The organism is Bifidobacterium moukalabense DSM 27321 (genome assembly GCF_000522505.1).
GTDB lineage: Bacteria > Actinomycetota > Actinomycetes > Actinomycetales > Bifidobacteriaceae > Bifidobacterium > Bifidobacterium moukalabense.
In genome coordinates, this window is record NZ_AZMV01000010.1 from 1 (window position 1) to 2,248 (window position 2,248).

Here is a 2,248-nt window from a genome sequence, read left to right on the forward strand (position 1 = left end):
AATCAACGATCATCGCATGACCGGCACGGGCCGGCCGGCCTATGATGAAGGCACAACAGAACAACGAGACGGAAAAAAGACAACGGAACAATCACCCCGCGGCCGGCGGGAACGGCAAGACGACAGGAACCAGCGACGGCGGCCGCGACGAAAGGAAGACACCATGAAGAACAGCACCTTCGACCAGATCATCAACGCCAACCTCGCCTCCATCGACCCCGGCTTCGGCCAGTTCGCCCTCGCCAAGGCCTCCTCCGACCTGCTCAAGAAAGCCCTCAACAAGTAAAGCCAGCCCTAAGGCCCGATACGAACAAGGTGCCCTGCGACCCCCAACGGATCGCAGGGCACCTTGCGTTGGAACCGCACCATGTACGTTTCATATCTCGATTGTTTGTATGTATACGATTAATATAATCATATACATACAAACATGCTGTCGGGAGGATGGGTGGCGACCGTGCAATTCGTAGGCAGAACAGACGAGCTGAAAGCCCTCGAGGGGCTGTATGCAAAGGACAGGTTCCAGCTGGCCGTGATCTATGGCCGCCGACGGGTCGGCAAAACCGCGCTCATCTCACGCTTTTGCGAAGGCAAACGGGCTCTGATGTTCACCGCGCGGGAGCAGAGCGACACGGAAAACCTGCGCGACTTTTCGCAAATCGTCTATTCGTTCTTCAACTTTCCCCAGACCACAGGCATCTTCGGCAACTGGCAGGACGCATTGGACTTCGTCGCACACCAGGCGAAGCTCGATCGCACACAACCGTTCGTTTTCGTATTCGACGAGTTTCCATACGCGGCGCAATCACAAAAATCGCTACCGTCCACCCTGCAGATCGCCATCGACCACCAATTCGCCGACACCAACGTGACCATGATCTTGTGCGGCAGCAACGAAGGTTTTATGGAAAGCGAGGTCCTCGGCAGCAAAAGCCCGCTATACGGCCGCCGCAACGCGCAGATCCAGCTGCAGCCCTTCGACCTGTTCGATGCGGTCCAACTCATGCCAGGCAACGCCTCGTGGGAAGACAGGATCAACTATTACGCGGCTTTGGGAGGCACACCGTATTATCTGCTGCAACTCAACGACGGCGATACCTACGCGCAGAACCTGGAGCGACTGTGCTACACCACTTCGGGCATCCTCTACTCCGAACCGGAAATGCTCATGCGGCAGGAGCTGCGCGAGCCGGCGATGTACAACAGTCTGCTCAATGCGATCGGAGCGGGCAGGAACACACCGACGCTGATCGGCGATCAGGTCGGCATCGAGCGCACTTCCGTGAGCGGGTACCTGAGAACGTTGGAATCCCTGGGAATCGTGGAGCGCAAGGTCCCCTTCGGGCAGAACCCCTCGACCTCCAAAAAAGGACTGTGGCGGTTCAAGGACCCGTTCTTCGCATATTGGTACCGCTTCGTCGGGCCGACGACGGGACTGATCGAGCGAGGACTGTCGCGATCCGCGGCGACGCACGGCACGCAGGGCGGGGCCTTCACCACATTCGTCGGCCAGCAGTTCGAAGAGATGTGCATGCAGTGGATCGTCCGTCAATGCCGTGCCGGACGGATGGACTTCCTGCCAACCGAAATCGGCAAATGGTGGGGCAACGACCCGGTGGCGCGCGAGCAGACGGACATCGACATCGTCATGGCCGATTCAATCAACGAGCGCATGCTGCTGGGCGAATGCAAGTGGCGCAACAGCGTGAACGAGACCGAGGCGATCGCGACGCTGAAGGCGCGGGCCGGCCTCGTCAAAAGCCACTACGCCAAACGGTTCATGCTGTTCACCAAGCACCCCGTGAACGCAACGCTCCGCGACCAAGCCGACGGGGACGAATCACTCATGCTGGTTGACGCGGAGCACATGTTCTTTGGTTTTTTGCAGCCTGCTGTTACGTTTTCTTCAAGATGAGCCGACGATCATGCCAAGAAATCAACGATCATCGCATGACCGGCACGGGCCGGCCGGCCTATGATGAAGGCACAACAGAACAACGAGACGGAAAAAAGACAACGGAACAATCACCCCGCGGCCGGCGGGAACGGCAAGACGACAGGAACCAGCGACGGCGGCCGCGACGAAAGGAAGACACCATGAAGAACAGCACCTTCGACCAGATCATCAACGCCAACCTCGCCTCCATCGACCCCGCTTCCGGCCCAGTTCGCCCTCGCCCAAGGCCTCCTCCGACCTGCTCAAGAAAGCCCTCAACAAGTAGGCAATCTCCCGGCTCCGAWACGAWCA

The 2,248-nt window shown here is 58.8% G+C and carries 2 protein-coding genes; both read left to right on the forward strand.

What is annotated here, in order from left to right; all coding sequences use genetic code 11:
- Positions 1-163 precede the first annotated feature (163 nt).
- Entirely contained in the window at positions 164-286 is a 123-nt protein-coding gene (locus tag BMOU_RS11725) for a hypothetical protein (RefSeq protein ID WP_268744949.1), read from the forward strand.
- Between the two features lie 171 nt (positions 287-457).
- Positions 458-1,915: an ATP-binding protein gene (locus tag BMOU_RS10615; protein WP_051428979.1), complete on the forward strand. Its 1,458-nt coding sequence runs from the start codon at positions 458-460 to the stop codon at positions 1,913-1,915.
- Positions 1,916-2,248 lie beyond the last annotated feature (333 nt).